Raw genomic sequence first — 14666 nt, forward strand, 5'->3', positions numbered from 1 at the left:
CCTCCATTTAAAATCATTTGTATAAATTTTTCTTGATTATCGCCCTCATTAAATGCATTATAAAAAAACTTCTTTAGGCTAGCTTTATATTTTTCTCGTCTTTTACTTATCATAAGCCACTCATTTACAATTTCTTGCAAATCCCCCCAATCAGAACCTAATTTATTTATCAAAAAATTTTTATCATTTAATATTATTCTATTACAAACCTCTTTACTTCGATCAATAAATTTATTATTTAAAGTCCATCTAATAAAATCTATAAATTTTCTTTTAAATGTTTTTTTATGATATTCTGACAATTTTTCTTCAATATCAATATATATTCCAAATAATTTTTTTATCCTTATAATTGAAAAGTCTTTATCATACAATATTTCTTTTATATTTTTAAATTCATTTAAACTATAAAAAAACTCATATACAATCACAACAAAGCTCAATCTCATATTTAATGGAATATCATTCCATTCAAATATATAATCTAGTTCCTTTGCCCAATTATTATTAGTTTTTTCTTTCACTTCTTTAAAAAGATAACTCTTATGTAAAATATTTATTTCTCTCTTATTTTTCAAATTGCTCTCTAAGAAGTTAATTATATGATTTCTATAGTATTTTCTTAGTTTTTCTGAGTACTCTAGTAGTATATTATCAAGTAAATCATTTATATTAAATAAATATACTTTTGAATCTAAAAAATCAGGAATTTCAATATTTTGTTTTGATAATTCGACTAAAAATTTATTTATGAAGATTTTGAGTGCTTGTACTTTTTCTGTTGAATCATTATTTTCTAACCAAAGTTTACCGGCTTCATCCCAACTTACTAGTTTCTGATAGACTGTGTCACATACATTCAAATCACTTCCTAGCAATAAGTAGTTGTTATCATTTAATTTATTATTCATACTTCTACTCATCCATTTGTCTATATTTGCATTCTGATTCAATTGTAAATTTTTTACTATTGGTGAATTCTTTTACTTATAAATCTAATCCACTAAATATTAATTTTGCAAGATTAAATTCAAGCTATTGTTTTTATTAGTTTAATAACAATTATTTTTTTATTTTACAACTATTTGATTTCTTCCAAAGTTAATTTTCCGCCAAAAATACAACCTGTATCAATATAAAGGCAGTTCTGAACTCTAGTAGGTCCATCTACAACGGTATGTCCTAAATAAATTTGGTTTATTCCAGAAATAACTTCCATTTTTTTATTATTTTGGGCAGATCGAATTCTGCCCCTTCCCCAAAGAGCGTTTTGTAAAGTTGATTGAGTATTTGAATAATAATTACTTTTTAGTAGTTTTTGTTTGAAGATATTCCAATCATTTTGAATAATATCAGCATGGACAAAACCATAATTTCTTCCTTTAAAAGTTATTTCTAAAACTATTGGTAAACCTAGACATAATTTTAATGCATCCTTATACACATTAGTACTAAGATCATACAACCATTGGCCGCCATGCCTTTGATGAAAAGCTTGCATTTCTGGTGCTATCGCCGCTTCTAAGCACATTTGCTCATGGTTACCTCGTATTGCTTTAAACCAAGGTTGTTTTACTAACTCTAAACATTTAAAGCTTTCTCTACCTCTATCAACAAGATCTCCTACTGATATGACCATGTCTCTATTAAAATCGAACTTTATCTGTTCAAGCTTGTTCATGAATTCCTCATAACATCCATGAAGATCCCCAACAACAAAAAGTCGGGTATAGTCAGATGCGTCAAAAAATTCGATTAAGTTATCAGGAGGAAATAGATTCAAAGTAGTGCTAATTATCCATATTGATAGGGATTAGCTTATAAGAAATATATAAATTATTAAAGATTTTCGATATTTGAAAATTTGATAAATTCGGAAAATTTAATATTGAGTGCATTAAGCCAATCTTTTAATTCTATAAGGTCAATTCTTCTATCCAAATTCTCAATTTTAGCTACATATGACTGATGCTTTTTTAGGGATGAGGCTAGTTGTACCTGAGTAACTTTCCGTTCTTCACGTATTTTAATTAAACAATTTATTAAACCAATATATCTTGGGTCATGTATTGAGCTCATAACCCTAAATGTTGTACTATCTCAAGAAATATCCCAAAATGGGATATTTCTTGAGATTGTGATAACTATGACTAAGGGGCAGATTGTTCAAAGATTATTTATTCGTTTTCTTATTAGGAATGAATTCCAAAATTGTTTATTTCAAGATATTTGGAATGCATTTATAGAAAAATGTGATTATTTAAATTCAGAACAGAATTTCTACTTCATTTATGACTATTTTCAAAAGCTTTTAAAGGAGGATTACTTCATCATGGATAATTCAAGTACTCCACCAAAATACACTTCCCTCTATACAACTCACCAGCTTAAAAAACTCTTACTTCCTGAAGAACTCCAATCTCCTTATGAAACAATCTTTATAAAGGAAAAAAATATAAGAAGTACTATTCACAAGAATCAAATCGAAATTGAATGTCTACGTGAGTGTTTTAAAGAATTTCCTCCTATTCGATTTCAGATTGAATTTTTAATTCAGCAAAAGCAACAGGAGTTGTTGACATTAGAGTCAAGAGCAAACGCACTTACCGAACTCATAGAAACTTTTAAATAGAACATAAACCATTTTAATAATCCAACTGTTCAAAAAGAGGTACAAAACTTGATAAAACTAAATATATTTTATAAATGCATAGTGATTACTACACTGTGCTTAATATCGGCTTCATTGCTACACGCCAATCCTTTCTCAATAATAGATAAAACTGCACTTTGCTACAAAAATGTTCAAGGTAAATTAACTAAACCTGAAGTCTGTACTGTTACTTATTCAGTCTTAAACGAAGATGAAAATACTGCAGTGATGATCTATAAAAAACAAATATTTCGTATGTCCAGCAGAACTATATGTGAGTCCACTGAAGCTGATTCTTGTTATGTAACAAATGAAACTTTGTCTTATGGTCGTCCTGGTAAAGTAGATGAAAACGAATATATGTATCTGAAAGAAAAAGATGGTCAAACATACTATAGGAATGAACTTAAAAAGAAAGTTTTAGTCGATAAACTTTTTGTACCTATAAGTGATAAATGGGCGACGTGTATGAAAAGTAAGTCTTATGACATATGTATACAAAGTAAATATTCAATAGAAAAAATTCCAAAACTTCGTAATGAGTTTTAATTAATACAACTGAGAATGAGTTAATGAAATTTTATAAAATAGTAATATTTGCTTATCTATCCTTTATTAATGTTGGCTGTAAATCTTTTCCCAAGGATATATATACAGTTAGTACAACTTTAAATAATGGAATTAAAACACTAAATGCTACCTTCAACGATGACCCTTCTACACCCACTAGAAGTAAAACAAGTAGTCAAAGTGGTATTTTGACTAACAGTCAATGTCAGAATACAAAAGGTAAAACAAAATCCCAAATTGAGATTATGGCAAATGAAAAACTCACTGATGCTCGTGCATATTCGTTGAACTCTTTCGCTGTAACATATAACTTTCTAATTAGTGATCGACTAAGTAAGTATGGTGTTAATAGTAATTCTAAAGCTATCTGTTCTCTAACTTTTAATGGAAACCACCCCTCTTCAAAAGTTTTGAGCTGGAGTGTTATTGGTTAAAATTATTTTTGGATATTAAACATGGAAGTTAATTATTTTTACTGCAAGGAAAGCATTCACTGTGATATCTGTCCTAATCTCTGCCAAATAGGTTATGGCGTATTAAAAACAGAAAACAAGTTGGACTCCTCTGGCAGTAATCAAATATATGAAATTTTTTTATGTAAATCTTGTTTTTTAGGTACAGTTTCTTATTTGAAAAGTCAAAAAGAATTAAATTATTTATTTGATGAAAATTTTGACTTTACACAAATAGAAAATCTCGGTCTAAAATAAAAAAATCATCGTATCAGTTAAGCTCTAGTCAATATTAGAGTCGCATAACTATTTTTCCATTAAGAGAAATAAAACTGGAGAAGCAGAAAATATAAGAAATCCAAAAAATCTTAAGCGAAAATCCATTTTAGTTATCTGTTTGATAATTTCATCTGAAATTAGAAGCCGACTAATATAAAAATTCGAATAGACTATTCCATAAACTAAAAATATTGAGACTACGAGAGCAAAAAATATTAAAATAACTCTCCAAAACTCAAAAAAGGACCATAGAGCTGGAAAAATAAAAGCTAATTCACCAATTAACAGTCCTAGTGATATCATCCCACTTGTATATGTTCCTGCTAAAATCTTGTAAGCCCATTTGGGGAAACAGCTAAATTTAGGAAATAGAAAAAATAAACCTACTAGAAAAAATCCACTCGTAGCTACTATATTCCAAAAATGCGGACCTATTCCTTCGATTATGGCATTTTCAAGATATATATTTGGTAGATAATCCAAATTCATCTTAGGTAAACAAGATACAAAAAAAGCACAAATTACCCAACCAATTGATTTAAAATTACTTATTATTAATTCATATTTATCTAAAAATAGTAATTTTTCAAATCCACAAAGTTGTGTACTAAGATAGTTCTTCAATATAGACATAGCGCCACCTATGATTTACATAAAATTTAATTTCTAAATTTCATTTTTAGAAAATTATAAATTTTCAATTATTTAACAGTAGGTCATTCCACATATCATTTACTTCAGTTTCGCTCTTTTCCCTCTCATTTTCTAGTTCCTTAAATTTCTTAATAGCTTGTGCATAGCTTCCCGTTACATATGGTTCTTGCGAATATATATTCGATTGATGCAGAGCACGCTGAATAATCAATGGAGTATGCCCTCTTTCTCTTAAAGTCATTGCATAATTATGCCTATGCCCATGTGTGGATAAACCTGATTCCTTATTAACTTTTTCACCAATTCTAGCCATTGCAGCTAAATAGTTTTTCTGAAAACTTGATATTGTATAAGGTTTTAAAAAATCCTTTTTATTGAAATTCATAAAAGCATAAGGATGATCTATTGTTAATACTGCCAAATATGATAGATAAATAGTCCATAGTTCAAAGAAAAAATCCCTCATTTCGGTTTCTTTCCAAAATAAATCGATTGCTCCTTCCTTATTCACACTAGTACTTTTCCAACCTAAATGTTGATTTCCCATAACATCAGTTCGTGGCTTTAATTTATAATTCTTCCACAAATATTCTTGCCTTGTAATCTTATTATTAGCTTCTAGAGGAGCATTCCCACTCTTGGGATGAAAAATTTTAATAGTTTTATTTAATATATTAACATCATGAATCCATAAGTGGAATGGTTCTGAGATTCTTAGACCACATCCATGTATCAATAAAAGTATTAATATATCTCGTATAGCCATTCTTTTGTCTGAAACAGCTTCGTACCCATATTTAAGTAGTTTCTTGAATAAAACATCAGGAAACTGTTGTATATCCCCTTTTTCTATTTTTATAGTATTTCTAATTTTGTATTGACGAGAAAAGTTAAAATTAATATTTTTTCTCGTTTGCAGATGAGAAAGAATATTCGCTCTGTTCCTATAATAGTAAGCATATTGTAAAAGTATTTTTGTTTTGTAATCGTGTTCGATTATTGGATTGAGTAATTCATTACCATACTCTTTATGTAACCAATCACCAAACTTACTTAGAGCGTCAAGATAAATGCTTGCTGTATCAGGTTTAAAAGGTTTCCAATACAACTCGCTCTCATCATGCCCATTATCATTTATCGTACCTTTATATAAAGCCTCAAAAAAAAGTCTAAACATCTCTTTTGAGTTCTTCACTTTATCTTTATTCGCTAAATTGAACTGTAGATATAATTCAACAGCATAGACTGCATGCTTTAACGATGAAAGTCTAAACTTGCTAACAGTAAACTTAAGAAGACAATACTGCACAAGTTTATAAAAAGGCTTACCTTCTGCATCAAAAATCACAGGAAGCTCTATAAAATTATTTGTTATTCGTTCCTGAACTTTTATTGTTGTTTTAAAAATACTCATAGCGACCTTATGTATTTTTATATCCCTCTTACTATATTTTTTAAGTTGAAATAATGTCAATATATTTTTATTAAATTTTAAAAGCATATTATTGAAAATATTGAAGTTTATTTAAAATAAAAAATTAATGAGGAAACTCATCGCAACAATTATTTTTTCATGATATTTTTAAGTTAATCATCTATTTACTATAGAAATAAAAACAAGGAAAACGGATAAGGATTATGACAACTCGTTTGAATCAGAAATTAAAATTGGGAAACTTACAAACAATTTTAGAATTAGGAGCCCATCCCGATAATGACCACACATACATATATTGTTCAGATTCAAGCTTTGGAAAAAAAGGAGAGGAAATCACAATAGATAAGTTAAGAAAACATATCGAACCATGGTTAACTGCACTTTTCCAATCTGAGCACCTTAATTTACTGATAGGAGCAGGTCTAAGTACATCGATTCAAATGTCTGCAACAAGTAAGCCCCCTCAAGGAATGGGGTGGATAAATGATCTGATAACCTTTCAGAATGAAATTAATCAATTTTCAAATTTAGCTGCAAAAAAAGCAGGTAGAAAAGATGGAAATATTGAAGATCAAATCCGTGCTATCAATGAACTTATAAAAGGATTAGAAATATTAACGACATTAAATACCTCCCCTCCACCACCGCTACCTCCAAATTTTACCCCTTATTTACATCTTTATGGTGAGTTACTTAAATTAAAAGATGAACTAACCCGCTGTTTAAAAGCATTTGCAAACTCTGTAAGCCAAGGAGAGAACTTAATTAGAGATGCTGAAGCAGATAAAAAAATTGACACCTTCAATTACTTAGTAAGCTTTCTTATGAGTTTTGCTAGTCGAACAGCCACTCGTGATCGACTGCATATCTTTACTACTAATTATGATCGTATCATCGAAGTTGGTGCTGAGTTAGCAGGTTTAAGGCTAATAGATAGGTTTGTTGGATCTATATCACCCGTATTTCGAGCTTCTCGTTTAGAAGTTGACTATCATTATAATCCTCCTGGAATTCGTGGAGAACCAAGATATTTAGAGGGCGTAGCTAGATTTACAAAGTTACACGGATCTTTGGACTGGATTGAACACAATGGGTTTATACGCCGGTTTGGATTACCTTTTGGTGCAACAACATTACAGCCTTTTTTGGAAGCAGATTCAATTGGGGAAGATGGTTATCAAAAACTGATGATATATCCAAATTCTGTAAAAGACAGAGAAACCTCAGAATACCCATATGTAGATCTTTTTAGAGATTTAGCTGCTGCTACCTGCCGACCAAATAGCACTCTAGTAACATATGGTTATAGTTTCGGTGATGAGCATATAAATAGAGTAATTGAAGATATGTTAACTGTGCCTTCAACTCATCTAGTTATTATTGCATATGGAGACCCACTGAGCAGAATTAATAGTTTTGTAAATCAAAGTGGAAGGCAAGCTCAAATTACACTTCTTATGGGAGATCATTTTGGCGATCTAAAAATATTAGTTGATCATTACTTACCGAAACCTGCTATAGATAAAGCCTCAATAAAAATGGTTGATTTATTAAAACAGCGCGGCCTGCTACAGACAGAAAGTAAAAATGAATCATCTCAAAACGTTACTAGTATGGGAGATTAACAATGAGTTATTTACCTATCGAACATTTAGAGCAACTTCGTATAGGAACAGTAGAATTCGTATCTCCCAGTGAAATTAAAGTTTCATTAGAAATAGACGCACCCGATTCAGTATCCTTACAAGGTGGAATACCCAGAAGTTTTCCCCGAATAAATAGCTATGTCTTAATAAATAATGATGATGGTTATTTAGTTGGGCAAGTAGAATGGATTGCTATTGAAAGGTCTGCCTACCCTAAGCGAAAAGGTTTACATGATTTCGGATTAATTGATCTTCCCTTTCCTATAAGAAAACTATGTTTAAACCCTGTAGGTACTTTAAAAAATACATGTGAAGGATTTGACTTTACAAGAGGAACTGATGCCTTTCCATCAGTTGGAGATTCTGTTCTTTTACCTACAGATAATCAACTGAGGTCTATAATTGAGTCAGGGGAAAATCGCAAAGTAAAAATTGGTGAAAGTCCACTTGCTAATAACGCAGAAATATCAATTGATCCTAACAAGCTTTTTGGTCGTCATGTTGCTGTATTAGGCAATACAGGTAGTGGAAAATCTTGCTCAGTGGCTGGGCTAATTCAATGGTCTATAGATGCAGTATTGAAAGCTAATTCATCTGTAAATGCTAGGTTTATAGTCTTGGATCCAAATGGAGAATACAGTCAAGCACTCGGCCCCAAAAGTAAATATAAAGGAAAATTAATTAAAGTCGAAGCACGACACAATGAAAGAGAGTCTTCCTTAAAAATCCCAGCATGGCTATGGAATAGTTCAGAATGGGCCGCATTTACTCAAGCAAGTTCCAAAGTTCAATTACCTCTTGTACGCCAAGCATTAAGGGCTATGAGAAATAATCAACAAACATCAGAATCTAGTACAAAAGACCAAGCTAGACATTATTGTGGCTTAATTTTGCTGGCATTAGAGCAAACAATAAGTAAAGGGAAAATATTTACAGATCCTGGTCCAGTAAAGGGTTTTTTTGAGGACCTCAGCTCATGGCACTCAAACCTTCAGTATCTTTTGCAACAAACTCAAGAAAGTTGTTTAAACATTCTTATAAATGATATCCGAACTCTTATAGACACAAGAGCTGGACAGCAGTGGCCCAAAAAACCAACTATTCAAGAAACACATAATTTAACAAGTTCGATTAATATATGTTTTGTCAGCTTAGGAGGTCACAAATCCGATTTGTTACCCAAGAATGAAGATATCCCAATCAGGTTTATAAATAATGATTTTATAAATTATATTGAAATGTTAGCAAAAGAAACAGGAACAGAACAATTTGTTGAATTCTTACTTTCTCGTATTCGAACTATGCTAGGTGATACACGGATAAATGCAATAACAGATGATTCTGATAAACCAATTGAACTTATTGATTTCTTGGAATCATACTTAGGAAATAATACAGATACTGCCATAACAATCATTGATTTATCACTCGTTCCAAATGACATAGTTCACTTAGTAACAGCTGTAATATCAAGAATTATATTTGAAGCTTTACAAAGGTATCGAAAAATTACTGGAAATACTCTTCCTACTGTATTAGTTGCGGAAGAAGCACATAATTTCATCAAACGATATAAAGATAATAACGAAGAACAGAACATTTCTGATGTGTGCTGTAAAGTTTTTGAGAAAATTGCTAAAGAAGGTAGAAAGTTTGGTTTAGGGTTAGTAATCTCCTCACAAAGACCTTCTGAACTTTCCTCAACAGTTTTATCTCAATGTAATACTTTTTTACTGCACCGAATCAGCAATGACAGGGACCAAGAACAAGTTCATAAATTGTTACCCGACAATATGAGAGGGTTACTACGGGAATTACCAACGCTCCCCTCTAGACATGCCATTTTGTTAGGTTGGGCATCTGAACTTCCAGTATTGGTTAGAATGACTGAGTTAGATAAAGAGAATCGCCCTAAATCTGATGATCCTGACTTCTGGAATGCATGGGCTAGTTCAGAAGAAAGTAATAATAGATGGGAGGAAATAGTCCAAGATTGGCAGCAAAATTAACAATGAAAAGAATATTAATCAAATATTAATTTTATTTAAAATAAAAAAAGTCTAAGTCTTAACTAACTAGCTTCTTGAAAGACAAAAACTTCCAATTTTGATAAAGATTTTGAATCTTTATCAAAATTGGTATCTCTCTTATTTAATATATTCACATTCAAATTTAACTTATAATAAATTTTTCAAAAGAGAGTTCATTGTGATCTATTTTATTATGGAAAAATCTGTACCTTTGCTTTGTTAAAGTATGAGTTTTATCATAGTAAATTATATCTAACGACTTATTGTTAAGCTCCCTAAGGCTGCTACCCCTTATCCTTATCAGATTCTTTTTTATTTCTCCTTCCTTTATATAATTGATATGACCACTTTCACTGTCAATTCCATCAAATGACAAAGTTAATGTTCTTGCAAATCCGTTCATACATTCGATATCAAATCTTATATTTATAAAATTTTGATTATTGCTAATCTCTTCTATCAACCTAACAAACTTTATATCAAAGAAAGGCTGCCTTTTTATACGTTCCTGTATTCCTAATTCAGCGTATTGCTGTTTCATTTCTAGTAATTGCTCTTCCTGTGTCTCAGTTGCTTTTTTCATTTCTTCAACTTGAGCAGCTAAGGCTTTTGTATTTTGACTTAACTCTTCTGCTTGCATAACTAAAGCTTGCTGGCTTTGATAGTAGCCCACAATAACCCAGAGGAAAGCAAGTGGTGATGAGACACCTGCAATGAAATCTCCCATTTCATTTAATAAAGATGGCATCGGGTTCTTGATTAATAAACAGATAATAATTATTAACCATAATAAGGTAAGTACCCACCCGATTCTTACAGCATTTTTAACCATAATCTTACGTACATAACGTTTTAATAAACCTATAATTTATCAGGAATAATAAAAATTAAGAATGGAAAGAATATGTGCACCAATTATGAACCTATCAGTAAAGACCGGGTATACCTACTTGATCTCTTCGAACCTACTTTCGAATATAAAGCGGATGTGTACCCAGGTTACGACTGCCCTCTTATATTTTCTAAAGATGGCCATATAGAATGGCGGCAAGTTAAGTTTGGAATGATTCCACCTTGGAGCCATGATTTAAAGTTCTCAAAGTATACGTATAACGCTAGAACTGAAACGGTAGATAAAAAGCCGAGCTTCCGACATGCATGGGCTAAAAGCCAGTTTGCTTTAATACCTGTAGAAAAGATCTATGAACCAAAATATGTGAATGGCAAAGCTGAACGCTGGGGAATATACCGCGAAGATGGCCTACCTTTTACGGTAGCCGCTATTTACGACTCTACTGTGATTGATGGGCAACAAGTTAGATCTATGTCAATGTTAACTATCAATGCAGATAACCACCCTTTTATGAGCCAGTTCCATAAACCAGAAGATGAGAAACGATCAATTATTGTTATCCCTGAAGAATATCGAGAAGATTGGTTGAACTGTAAAAAAGAAGAGGCTCATCAATTTTTCCTTGAGATGCCAGTTGGAGAATTTAATACATCAAGTTTTATAAGAAAGAGATAGCAGTCTTTTCCTGTTGTTTTTTAATAAAACTTCATATAAATTATTTTTATAAAATTTACAAAAATTTATTGATTATGAAAGACGCTTTTATCTCTTTTTATGAAAATCATGATGAAGATTATTTAAAATCTATTTGGGAAAGTCCTAATACCCGATTCGTTTTAGATACTAATGTCTTATTAAGCTTATATTCATTTCAGAAAGAAACTAGAGAAGACTTTTTAAATATTCTGAAATTTTTGAATTCTAGATTATGGATACCACACCACGTGGCACTTGAGTTCCAGAGGAATAGGTTAAAAGTTATAAAAAATCATAGAATTTACATTCAAGATATGCAAAAAGAAACTGATGATTTTCTTGAGTCAATTTCATTTGATGATACAGTTTTTAAAACATTTAAAAATAAATTCTCTACTAAAAGCAAACATCCAAATATTCACAGTAAATTAGAGAGTATAATTACGAATATCTCGTCTGAAATTGATGATGTTAGAAATCTAATAAAAGAAGAAATTGAAAAGATCAAAAAATTAATAGCTGATATAGATCAAGATAAAATTTATCTTAACTCCAAAGACTACATTAGAGATGAATTTGATAATATTTTTAAAAATAATAGTTTAGGTGAAAATATTTACAATACACAAGTTCTATTAGAGGAAGTATTTAAAGAAGGTGAGAAACGATATAAAAATATGACGCCACCTGGATACAAAGATGGAATATCAAAAGGTGATGATGTTTTTTCTTTCAATGGTTTAACTTATAAATCAAAATTTGGGGATTTAATAATATTTAAACAAATCATAGAATATGCAAAAAACCCGAATATTAAAAATATTGTTTTTATCAGTGAAGATGTTAAAGAGGATTGGCGAATAGTTGAAAATCTTAATGGAAAAAAAATTCTTGGTGCTAGACCAGAATTAAAGCAAGAGATGCTCAAGGAATCGTCTGTCGAAAAATTTTATATCTATAATATAAATGACTTTTTAAAGCACACAAATAACTCATTGAACTTAGAAATTAATCCAAATTCTGTTAATGATATTAAAAATTCACTTTCAGTTAATGAAACTTATCAAGATAGGGAAGATTTTTTTACTGCAAATTCAGATATAAATAATAACTTTAAAAAAGAAATTAAAAATATTATTCAAAATCATCCTAATCTTAATCTTTCATTTGATCCTTTATTACTTAAAGATTTAAGTGATTTAAATTTAAAAATTGAAAATTTAAATAAGTTAGAAATTATCGAATTGGAAAATATAAAATTACCCAATTTTCCTTTTTTCGATAAGAAGTACGAAGAAATTAAAGAGTATGTTCTTAAGTGTAATGCAATAATTGAACATATTAATAACCCATCTAATAAACCTAAAATAGAGGGATTTTTAGAATTACTTCAAAGGTTTATACGGATCGTCAACTTACTAATTGACTTAGATATTCATGCTAGATGATGAATTTCCGACCAAATGCACAATAATGAGCGACAAGTAATGACTAGTCATTATTTATCCACAACTTTTTAAATTTGAAATTTAACTAAGCTCTAGCATATCATCTTGAATATGTTACAAATTCAAGTTAGAGGATATTCTATGAGCGAAATTGCACCATCCATCATCCACATAAAACCATACCTCACACAAGGTTTTGTTTTATGTGAGGCCTTATCTATCAAGCAGATTGTCCCTTCAACTCACATGCTTGTCCCTTATGCTTTAGAGAAGATCAACGCAGGCTTTCCATCCCCTGCCCAAGATTACATCGACAAAGCTCTCGATATGAATGAGCACTTAATTAAAAATGAAACTGCAACCTTCATTGTCAAAGTTGCTTCGCTCTCGATGCTTAACGCAGGCATTGATATTGATGACGAACTAATTGTCGATCGAAGTCTCGATGCAAAACACGGCGATATTGTCGTGGCACTAATCGATAATGATTTTACAGTTAAGCGCCTAATGATCGATGAAAAAGGCCAATGGCTAAAAGCAGAAAATCCAGATTACAAAGATATTCATTTATTAGATGGCCAAGAGCTGCTTATTTGGGGCGTTGTCACCTGCATCATTAAAATGATAAGAAATAAGTCATGAAACATGAGAACAAAGTCTTTTTCTTAATTGACGTCAATAACATGTACGTCTCATGTGAGAGAGTCTTTGCCCCAAGTTTGAACAACAAGCCCGTTATTGTATTGTCAAATAACGATGGGTGTGCCGTGGCGCGTAGCAATGAATCAAAAGCGTTAGGCATTAAAATGGGAGTTCCCCTATTCCAGATCAAAGATATAGTACAGCAAAACAAGGTAATCGTACTTTCAAGCAACTATGTCATGTATGCCGAAATGTCGAGACGTTTTCATACGATCCTTGGTTCATATGTAACAGATGAAGAAGTTGAACCGTACTCGATTGATGAGTGCTTTGTTGATTTTTCTGCTTATGAAAAGAATTTCGATCTTGAAAAGGTCGGGCAACAAATGCGGCAGCAAATATGGAAATGGCTCGGTTTACCAGTATGCGTTGGAATTGGTAGAAGTAAAACAGAATCTAAAATTGCTAATCACATTGCTAAAAAGAATCCCGGTTTTAACAGTGTATGCGATCTCGTATCCATGGATCCTTGCAATAAAGAATACTATTTTTCATTGATCGATGTTTCAGAGGTTTGGGGAGTAGGTCGTAAACATGCAAAGAAGTTGCATTCAATGGGAGTTAAATCAGTATTAGATCTAGCTTGTACTGAAGCACGTGAAATGCAGGGGCAGTTTTCTATCGTCATGGCTCGTACAATTAATGAACTACAAGGCATCTCATGTATTGAGATTGAAGACACCCTGTCATCGAAAAAACAAATTATTAAATCATGTTCCTTTGGAGCAAAAGTAACTGAGCTAGATGATTTGAAAGAAGCTATAGCAATGCATGCACAAGAAGCATGTAAACGGTTGCGTGATGAAGAGTCACTATGTGGTTGTCTACTTATATTTCTTCAATCAAGCCCATTTGATGAAAGTGCGCCATTTTATAATAAGTCTATTACTGGCGCATTTTCTGAACCTACTGATTGCGCAACTGACTTTGTAAAAGCAGCAGTAAAGATGGTTTCTGATCTTTATAAAGAAGGTATTAAATATAAAAAATGCGGGGTCATCTTAACTGGTTTAGAACCTAAGGCTGGTCATACATATGATCTATTAACCGACTTTGAACAGATTGAGAAAAAAGAACTATTAATGAAAACACTTGAGAATGTACACAACAAATTTGGAAAGAAAAAACTAGGTGTCGGACCATGTTATGTGCCAGGTCGGAACTGGTCGATGTCGCGGGATAAGTTGAGTAGAAATCCGTTTCGGTGGGATGAATTAATTGAAATTAAGTAAGACAATAATATTG

General features: G+C 31.3%; 16 protein-coding genes. 10 read left to right on the forward strand and 6 right to left on the reverse strand.

The features are described 5' to 3' along the window. From AWW73_RS11275 to AWW73_RS11285, 3 genes are all read right to left on the reverse strand, one after another. Positions 1 to 911: hypothetical protein (locus tag AWW73_RS11275; protein ID WP_155860461.1), on the reverse strand; the 911-nt coding region annotated here is incomplete at its 3' end. 170 nt (positions 912 to 1081) lie between these two features. Continuing rightward, positions 1082 to 1783, reverse strand: coding sequence for a metallophosphoesterase (locus AWW73_RS11280; RefSeq protein WP_062849678.1), 702 nt, complete (start codon positions 1781 to 1783; stop codon positions 1082 to 1084). Positions 1784 to 1839: 56 nt separating this feature from the next. Further along, a complete protein-coding gene (locus AWW73_RS11285) occupies positions 1840 to 2079 on the reverse strand; it encodes a helix-turn-helix domain-containing protein (RefSeq protein ID WP_062849679.1) in 240 nt (79 codons plus the stop codon). A 253-nt stretch (positions 2080 to 2332) separates the two neighbouring features. Here AWW73_RS11285 and AWW73_RS18965 point away from each other — a divergent pair, with 253 nt between their 5' ends. From AWW73_RS18965 to AWW73_RS11305, 4 genes are read left to right on the forward strand one after another with little or no spacing between them, the layout of a single operon-like run. Beyond that, the gene (locus tag AWW73_RS18965) at positions 2333 to 2632 is read left to right on the forward strand and encodes a hypothetical protein (protein WP_139111775.1); all 300 of its coding nucleotides are present in this window, start codon (positions 2333 to 2335) and stop codon (positions 2630 to 2632) included. 48 nt (positions 2633 to 2680) lie between these two features. Then, positions 2681 to 3202: a hypothetical protein gene (locus AWW73_RS11295; RefSeq protein WP_062849681.1), complete on the forward strand. Its 522-nt coding sequence runs from the start codon at positions 2681 to 2683 to the stop codon at positions 3200 to 3202. Positions 3203 to 3225: 23 nt separating this feature from the next. After that, positions 3226 to 3657: a hypothetical protein gene (locus AWW73_RS11300; protein ID WP_062849682.1), complete on the forward strand. Its 432-nt coding sequence runs from the start codon at positions 3226 to 3228 to the stop codon at positions 3655 to 3657. A 21-nt stretch (positions 3658 to 3678) separates the two neighbouring features. Continuing rightward, complete coding sequence (locus AWW73_RS11305; protein WP_062849683.1) at positions 3679 to 3933, forward strand: hypothetical protein; 255 nt, start codon at positions 3679 to 3681, stop codon at positions 3931 to 3933. A 48-nt stretch (positions 3934 to 3981) separates the two neighbouring features. Here the strand turns inward: AWW73_RS11305 and AWW73_RS11310 are convergent, their stop codons facing one another. Continuing rightward, positions 3982 to 4587 (reverse strand): hypothetical protein, encoded by a 606-nt coding sequence (locus AWW73_RS11310; RefSeq protein WP_062849684.1) that lies wholly within the window; start codon positions 4585 to 4587, stop codon positions 3982 to 3984. A 64-nt stretch (positions 4588 to 4651) separates the two neighbouring features. Continuing rightward, a complete protein-coding gene (gene gmtY, locus AWW73_RS11315; protein ID WP_162268147.1) occupies positions 4652 to 6022 on the reverse strand; it encodes a gamma-mobile-trio recombinase GmtY in 1371 nt (456 codons plus the stop codon). A 224-nt stretch (positions 6023 to 6246) separates the two neighbouring features. On the opposite strand from gmtY, the gene AWW73_RS11320 reads away from it, so the two are divergent. Both AWW73_RS11320 and AWW73_RS11325 read left to right on the forward strand, forming a co-directional pair. Continuing rightward, a complete protein-coding gene (locus AWW73_RS11320; RefSeq protein WP_171254651.1) occupies positions 6247 to 7671 on the forward strand; it encodes an SIR2 family protein in 1425 nt (474 codons plus the stop codon). Positions 7672 to 7673: 2 nt separating this feature from the next. Further along, complete coding sequence (locus AWW73_RS11325; protein WP_062849686.1) at positions 7674 to 9701, forward strand: ATP-binding protein; 2028 nt, start codon at positions 7674 to 7676, stop codon at positions 9699 to 9701. Positions 9702 to 9864: 163 nt separating this feature from the next. On the opposite strand, the gene AWW73_RS11330 is transcribed toward AWW73_RS11325, so the two are convergent. Further along, the gene (locus tag AWW73_RS11330; RefSeq protein WP_228142572.1) at positions 9865 to 10470 is read right to left on the reverse strand and encodes a hypothetical protein; all 606 of its coding nucleotides are present in this window, start codon (positions 10468 to 10470) and stop codon (positions 9865 to 9867) included. A 156-nt stretch (positions 10471 to 10626) separates the two neighbouring features. Between AWW73_RS11330 and AWW73_RS11335 the strand changes: the two genes are divergently transcribed. From AWW73_RS11335 to AWW73_RS11350, 4 genes are all read left to right on the forward strand, one after another. Then, positions 10627 to 11250 (forward strand): SOS response-associated peptidase, encoded by a 624-nt coding sequence (locus tag AWW73_RS11335; RefSeq protein WP_062849688.1) that lies wholly within the window; start codon positions 10627 to 10629, stop codon positions 11248 to 11250. 74 nt (positions 11251 to 11324) lie between these two features. Continuing rightward, entirely contained in the window at positions 11325 to 12719 is a 1395-nt protein-coding gene (locus AWW73_RS11340) for a PIN-like domain-containing protein (RefSeq protein ID WP_062849689.1), read from the forward strand. A 141-nt stretch (positions 12720 to 12860) separates the two neighbouring features. Then, a complete protein-coding gene (locus AWW73_RS11345; protein WP_062849690.1) occupies positions 12861 to 13361 on the forward strand; it encodes a LexA family protein in 501 nt (166 codons plus the stop codon). Continuing rightward, on the forward strand, positions 13358 to 14653 hold the full coding sequence (locus AWW73_RS11350; protein ID WP_062849691.1) for a Y-family DNA polymerase: 1296 nt from the start codon (positions 13358 to 13360) through the stop codon (positions 14651 to 14653). The genes AWW73_RS11345 and AWW73_RS11350 overlap by 4 nt, the downstream gene beginning before the upstream one ends. Positions 14654 to 14666 lie beyond the last annotated feature (13 nt).

Origin of the sequence: Acinetobacter lactucae (assembly GCF_001605885.1) — a bacterium.
In the GTDB taxonomy this organism is placed as follows: domain Bacteria; phylum Pseudomonadota; class Gammaproteobacteria; order Pseudomonadales; family Moraxellaceae; genus Acinetobacter; species Acinetobacter lactucae.

What these genes read in the sequence shown, in the direction of transcription:
- AWW73_RS11285 (WP_062849679.1), bottom strand. Translation starts at nt 2,079, where the DNA reads ATGAGCTCAATACATGACCCAAGATATATTGGTTTAATAAATTGTTTA.
- AWW73_RS11310 (WP_062849684.1), bottom strand. Translation starts at nt 4,587, where the DNA reads ATGTCTATATTGAAGAACTATCTTAGTACACAACTTTGTGGATTTGAA.
- gmtY (WP_162268147.1), bottom strand. Translation starts at nt 6,022, where the DNA reads ATGAGTATTTTTAAAACAACAATAAAAGTTCAGGAACGAATAACAAAT.
- AWW73_RS11330 (WP_228142572.1), bottom strand. Translation starts at nt 10,470, where the DNA reads ATGCCATCTTTATTAAATGAAATGGGAGATTTCATTGCAGGTGTCTCA.
- AWW73_RS11345 (WP_062849690.1), top strand. Translation starts at nt 12,861, where the DNA reads ATGAGCGAAATTGCACCATCCATCATCCACATAAAACCATACCTCACA.
- AWW73_RS11325 (WP_062849686.1), top strand. Translation starts at nt 7,674, where the DNA reads ATGAGTTATTTACCTATCGAACATTTAGAGCAACTTCGTATAGGAACA.
- AWW73_RS11340 (WP_062849689.1), top strand. Translation starts at nt 11,325, where the DNA reads ATGAAAGACGCTTTTATCTCTTTTTATGAAAATCATGATGAAGATTAT.
- AWW73_RS18965 (WP_139111775.1), top strand. Translation starts at nt 2,333, where the DNA reads ATGGATAATTCAAGTACTCCACCAAAATACACTTCCCTCTATACAACT.
- AWW73_RS11335 (WP_062849688.1), top strand. Translation starts at nt 10,627, where the DNA reads ATGTGCACCAATTATGAACCTATCAGTAAAGACCGGGTATACCTACTT.
- AWW73_RS11320 (WP_171254651.1), top strand. Translation starts at nt 6,247, where the DNA reads ATGACAACTCGTTTGAATCAGAAATTAAAATTGGGAAACTTACAAACA.
- AWW73_RS11350 (WP_062849691.1), top strand. Translation starts at nt 13,358, where the DNA reads ATGAAACATGAGAACAAAGTCTTTTTCTTAATTGACGTCAATAACATG.
- AWW73_RS11305 (WP_062849683.1), top strand. Translation starts at nt 3,679, where the DNA reads ATGGAAGTTAATTATTTTTACTGCAAGGAAAGCATTCACTGTGATATC.
- AWW73_RS11300 (WP_062849682.1), top strand. Translation starts at nt 3,226, where the DNA reads ATGAAATTTTATAAAATAGTAATATTTGCTTATCTATCCTTTATTAAT.